This is a genomic window from Collimonas sp. (assembly GCF_044339385.1).
Taxonomy (GTDB): domain Bacteria; phylum Pseudomonadota; class Gammaproteobacteria; order Burkholderiales; family Burkholderiaceae_D; genus Collimonas.
This window is the reverse complement of record NZ_JBIIVN010000173.1, coordinates 1-5,062: the sequence shown is the minus strand read 5'-3', so window position 1 is coordinate 5,062 and position 5,062 is coordinate 1. Positions and strand designations below refer to the sequence as shown.

General features: G+C 53.6%; 7 protein-coding genes. 3 read left to right on the top strand and 4 right to left on the bottom strand.

Annotated elements, in window-relative coordinates; all coding sequences use genetic code 11:
* Positions 1-181: 181 nt before the first annotated feature.
* The 3 genes from ACIQ0R_RS11160 to ACIQ0R_RS11150 are packed head-to-tail and all read left to right on the top strand — an operon-like array spanning position 182 to position 2,601.
* Entirely contained in the window at positions 182-838 is a 657-nt protein-coding gene (locus ACIQ0R_RS11160) for a PAS domain-containing protein (RefSeq protein ID WP_395827305.1), read from the top strand.
* Entirely contained in the window at positions 796-1,785 is a 990-nt protein-coding gene (locus tag ACIQ0R_RS11155; RefSeq protein ID WP_395827302.1) for a diguanylate cyclase domain-containing protein, read from the top strand. Before ACIQ0R_RS11160 ends, ACIQ0R_RS11155 begins: the two co-directional genes overlap by 43 nt.
* Positions 1,786-2,601 carry an EAL domain-containing protein gene (locus ACIQ0R_RS11150; RefSeq protein ID WP_395827308.1) on the top strand — a complete coding sequence of 272 codons (816 nt, stop codon included), beginning with the start codon at positions 1,786-1,788 and terminating at the stop codon, positions 2,599-2,601. It begins immediately after the preceding gene.
* Positions 2,602-2,690: 89 nt separating this feature from the next.
* Here the strand turns inward: ACIQ0R_RS11150 and ACIQ0R_RS11145 are convergent, their stop codons facing one another.
* From ACIQ0R_RS11145 to ACIQ0R_RS11130, 4 genes are all read right to left on the bottom strand, one after another.
* Positions 2,691-3,158: a HipA domain-containing protein gene (locus ACIQ0R_RS11145; protein WP_395827299.1), complete on the bottom strand. Its 468-nt coding sequence runs from the start codon at positions 3,156-3,158 to the stop codon at positions 2,691-2,693.
* On the bottom strand, positions 3,121-3,984 hold the full coding sequence (locus tag ACIQ0R_RS11140) for a type II toxin-antitoxin system HipA family toxin (RefSeq protein ID WP_395827296.1): 864 nt from the start codon (positions 3,982-3,984) through the stop codon (positions 3,121-3,123). Before ACIQ0R_RS11140 ends, ACIQ0R_RS11145 begins: the two co-directional genes overlap by 38 nt.
* A complete protein-coding gene (locus ACIQ0R_RS11135; protein ID WP_395827293.1) occupies positions 3,981-4,268 on the bottom strand; it encodes a helix-turn-helix domain-containing protein in 288 nt (95 codons plus the stop codon). Before ACIQ0R_RS11135 ends, ACIQ0R_RS11140 begins: the two co-directional genes overlap by 4 nt.
* 476 nt (positions 4,269-4,744) lie before the next feature.
* A partial coding sequence (locus ACIQ0R_RS11130; RefSeq protein ID WP_395827290.1) for a hypothetical protein occupies positions 4,745-5,062 on the bottom strand: 318 nt, incomplete at its 5' end.

Below are 5,062 nucleotides of genomic sequence, written 5' to 3'. Positions count from 1 at the left end.
TCGTTCACCCTGCCAGTATTTAGATGACTGGCTCGCTGAGCAACATCAGGAAAAACAGGCGGCATAAAAGCCACCTGTTGGAAGACGAAAAATCGAGGGAAGCTCATTTATTGTCGGAGGAAATCATCCTGACGATATTGACAGCCTCATCAGTTTGTATCGAAATTTCAAGAATTTCAGTTTGCTGGCCCAACCTCTGGCTATTTGGCGCATCGGCGACGGCTTGCTGCAGAAGTTGATGGCAGAGGCGACTCTCCTGCATACCATGATTGAATCTGGCGCGCCGGACCCGGCGATGATCGCTGCCAGCTTGGCCCGAGTCAAGGAAATAGACAATCAGTTGACGCCGCTGGAGCGCGATTTTTCTGTTCGCCTTGGGGAGTCCTCACGCAAGTTGCAGCGGCTGCTGCTGTTAAGTACGCTGATCGTAGCCGTTGTGCTGATGATTTTTGGTAGTTGGATTTCCCGTTTCTTCCTGACCAAAAGCGATCACTTTGAAGAGGCACTCAAGGTCAGCGAGGAACGCTTGCAACTGGCGATGCTGGGTAGTAACGACGGTTTGTGGGATTGGGATATTCAGGCTGATAACATTTATTACTCACCGCGCCTGAAAGAGTTGCTCGGCTATACCAGCGCCGATGGCGAACCGACGCCGTTACAGTTCCTTAACTGTATCTATCCATCTGATCTGGACGCGGTGCGCGCTAAGCTGACGTTTCATTTGCACGATAACTCGCCGTGCGATATAGAATTTCGCGTTGTGACCAAATCCGGCGAGTTGCGCTGGGTGCGCGCATGGCCGGATCCTTCACAGACATTACCGCGCGCAAGCGCTTAGAAGAACAACTATATGCCGCCAAGGAACGTGCCCAAGTGACGCTGGAGTCGATTGGCGAGGCAGTTATTACATTGAGCACCGATGGCCTGGTCGAATATCTTAATCCGACCGCTGAAATACTCACGCGCTGGACGCCGGCATCGGCGCGCGGCTTGCCGCTAGAAAAAATATTGAATGTAGTCGGCGAAACCTCTGGCAAGCGGATACCGGATCTGGTTCATCGAATTCTGGATGTCAACAATCCGATTGACCGCGAAACCAACTTGCTGCTGGTCTGTAGTGACGGCAGCGAGGTAGCGGTCAACCTTTCTGCTGAACCGATCCGCAATCTTAGCGGCGAGACAGTCGGTACTGTACTGGTGTTGCATGACGTCAGCAAGGATCGTGAATATGCGGCGCAGTTATCTTATCAGGCCAGTCACGACGAGTTGACAGGCCTGATCAATCGGCGCGAATTCGAACGGCGCCTGACGGTGGCGATGATTACTTCGCGCGACCAGCAAAGGCAACACGCGGTGCTGTATCTGGATCTTGATCAGTTCAAGGTAGTCAACGATACCTGCGGCCATGCCGCTGGCGATGAGTTGATTTGCCAGGTTAGTGTGTTGTTGAAGCAGCGCTTGCGCGACACCGATACGATGGCCCGTTTGGGCGGTGACGAGTTCGGTGTCCTGTTGGAGAATTGCCCGGTTGAACACTCGTTGCGGATCGCCGAGGGTTTACGCCAGGCAGTCGCCGATTTTCAGTTTATCTGGAACAACAAACCCTTTTCGATTGGCGTCAGTATCGGCTTGATCAATCTGGCCGGGGATATGCATACGCTGGGACAAATCATGAGCGCGGTCGACGCTGCCTGCTATCTGGCAAAAGAAAAGGGGCGTAACCGGGTTCATGAATATCGCCTGGACGATAGCGAATTATCAATACGTCACGGTGAGATGGAGTGAATCACACGCATCAACGAAGCCCTTTCGAATGAAAAATTCTGCCTTTATTCTCAGGAAATAGTCGCACTGGGAGAGCGTGCCACCAAAGGCGTGCACTTTGAAATTCTGCTGCGGATGATGGGTAAGGACGATAACCTGGTGTTGCCGATGGTGTTCATTCCCGCGGCAGAGCGCTACAGCCTGATGCCGGCGGTTGATCGCTGGGTGGTGTCGAGGGTTTTTTCGACGCTGGCGCAGATGCGGCAGCAAGGGTTGGCACAAGATATTGAAACTTGTGCGATCAACCTGTCGGGAGCGACCATCGGCGACATCGATTTCCTCGATTTCGTGCGCGAACAGCATGCAAAATCGGGCATCCCGCCGCAAATCATTTGCTTTGAGATCACCGAGACCAGCGCCATCGCCAATTTTGCCAAGGCGGCACATTTCATCAATGAGTTGAGAAATCTAGGCTACCGCTTTGCGCTAGATGACTTTGGTGCTGGTATGTCGTCCTTTGCGTACCTGAAAAATTTACCGGTGGACTACATCAAGATCGATGGCGGCTTTGTAAAAGATATGCTGAATAGTCCGACCGACTATGCAATGGTCGAGGCGATCAACAAGATCGCTCATTTGATGGGCAAGAAAACCATCGCTGAATTTGCGATTAATGAGCGCACGATCGCCACCCTGACCGAGATCGGCGTCGATTTTGCACAGGGATATGGCATCGGCAGGCCGCAACCGTTTGGCGCTGCCGACCATGATGGCCAGATCGGTAGCGCCAATATGGGGGCTGTTGCAAATGGCCAGCAGCCGACTTCCGAGTGCTAAATTTTCATTGTTGTCGTTATTATCATTATTGTGACTACTAATCGGCGGCCTTTCCGTCTTCGTTTGGGCGGGCAGTCATGCCGTCCGCTTTAGCCGCCTGTCTTTGCCTGCGCGCGTAATCCGGACATGATTTGGCGACTCATGAAATAGTCGTGTAGCCTGGTTTTCTGATGTGGTAACAGCTGGCTGGCGGCGATCATCTCGGGCCAGGTTTGCAGCGCCTGCTTGCATACCTCTGATATGACGTGGCGCAGCGGCGGCTCCAGCATGCCGCTGCGGTTAGCGAAGTGGCGTAAGGTCAGCGGTGAAAGAAACGTTCGCTGGGGTTGATCATCGGCGAATCTGAGCGCGTGGCCGTTGCCGTTCAGGTAGGCTCCATAGGCCACCACGTCATACGCTGGTGATAGTTCGATCCCGCCGCTGGCGAGGTAGCGGATGCCGAAATTTTTCAGATGGCCGTCGTAGTTGCCGATCAGTTCATTGACCGTAATCCGACGCAGCAACTCGTGGCAGGCAGCTTCACCGAGGCCGGCCACAGCCTGCATCACCAGGGCCATGTCGGCCGTAACTGGCGCCGGTGTATTTTTTGTCTGGATCGACGCCGAGGATCTGGCAGAAGTCCTCAACATGCAAACGGCCCGGCTGGTCGCGGTCGAAGCGCTGTACCGCCAGAAATTGCTGGCTGCTCCCTGGCGCGTAGCTGTGTCCTGCCAGGATCGCCTCGAGTGGCTGCGGGCTGGCCTGGCAAACCCTTACGCCGGCTGCCTGCGCCAGTTGCAACGATAAATATTCAACCTCTGGCAGGCGATCAAACTGGGCGGTCGGTAATTTGCCGATGATGTGAGCATCGCGGTGGCGGGTGCGGCTGACGTAGCGGCCGCCTTCCTGGATCAAGGCTAGCTTCGGCTGCATGCCGGAAATGGATACGCCGTCGACCAGCGGTGCGGCAATCACGCTTTCCTCGATGGCCTCATGATCCTGGGTCACCAGGCGCGTCATCATGGCGCGCGTCAACTTGGTCGGCACGGCCTGGACGGCGCCGGGCAGGTCGCGTCCACAGGCAGCCAGCAGTTCGAAGTGGTTATCCTCGGCGCACTGGCGTTCCAGCGCAATCTGTTTGCGCAATACGCCTTCCGGCAATAGGTTTTGAAAAAAAGATGGCAGCCGTTGCTGACCTGGCGAATTGAACATTGCTGCCAGCGGATTGAGCAACAGGGCCGCGTCTTGCTCCGCACTAACGGCGCGCATCGATAGCGACAGCGTTGGGCGCAGCGGGTCCTGGGCGTATTCGGCGTCGACCTGAAAGCGCACCATGTCGCCATATTTAAACAGTACGCCGACCTTGCGCGCTCCCAGAAAAATATCCAGTGCGCTCAGATTCATGACTGTTTTCGTTGTCGTGCCAAGGCCGCCGAGACCAAGCTTTGCACTTCAGCCGGAGCGGTTGGCTTGGCGACAATCGTCGCAGCCACGGCCTTTGGCAGCAGCATCACTTCCAAACCCAACTGCTCGGCCAGCGTCATCAAGGTGCTTAGACGCGGGTCGTTCTTGCCCGTCAGTACGCCGCGTATGGTTACCGCAGTCAAGCCGCTATTGCGGCTCATCTCGATCACCGGCAGCGCCAATTGTTCTTTAGCTTGCCTAAGTGCATGAGAAAGTTCTGCCAAGGTTTTCATGGTAGTTAATAAACTATCTTTTAGAGATATATATAGTATAGTATCTTTTCTTGGTGGGGGTAGTTAAATATCTTTAGATCTAATATGGATATATGGATATATGGATATATGGATATATGGATATATGGATATATGGATATATGGATATATGGATATATGGATATATGGATATATGGATATATGGATATATGGATATATGGATATATGGATATAAGGATATTTAACTATCTTTAATGGCGCTGCGGGAGCTGCTGGCGCAACCAGCATTATCAGTCGCTTGATAAATGCGAATACTTGATGCCGGCTTTTGGCCGAAATCTGACCTCGATTATTTTCCTCCAGCGCGTTTCTGTAAATACGCGGCCTCCGGTTTGTCAATATATTTACCGCAATCGGGTATGCGGCAATATCCAATTATTGCCTCATGGCAGGGACGGGCTTAATCAGGCTGGAGTAATCGTTATACCTCAATCCAACAGGCAAAAATCGGATGCCCGCCAATCACCATTGGCGGCCCAGAGCGTTTCGCCTGAAAGCCAGCTCTGCGAAGTAATCGTTCGACGCCGATAGGCGATACGGTGATTGGTCTCTTGGCACCACGTGCGGCGGCACAGGCGATCGAGGCGCGCAGCAATTTGACCGCAATCGGCGAGGAAAACTGTCCGAGCGGGGAATTGTTCTGGCGGTTGAAATCCATCGCCGCAAAGCGAGTGAGCTTCCCTCGATTTTTCGTCTTCCAACAGGTGGCTTTTATGCCGCCTGTTTTTCCTGATGTTGCTCAGTGA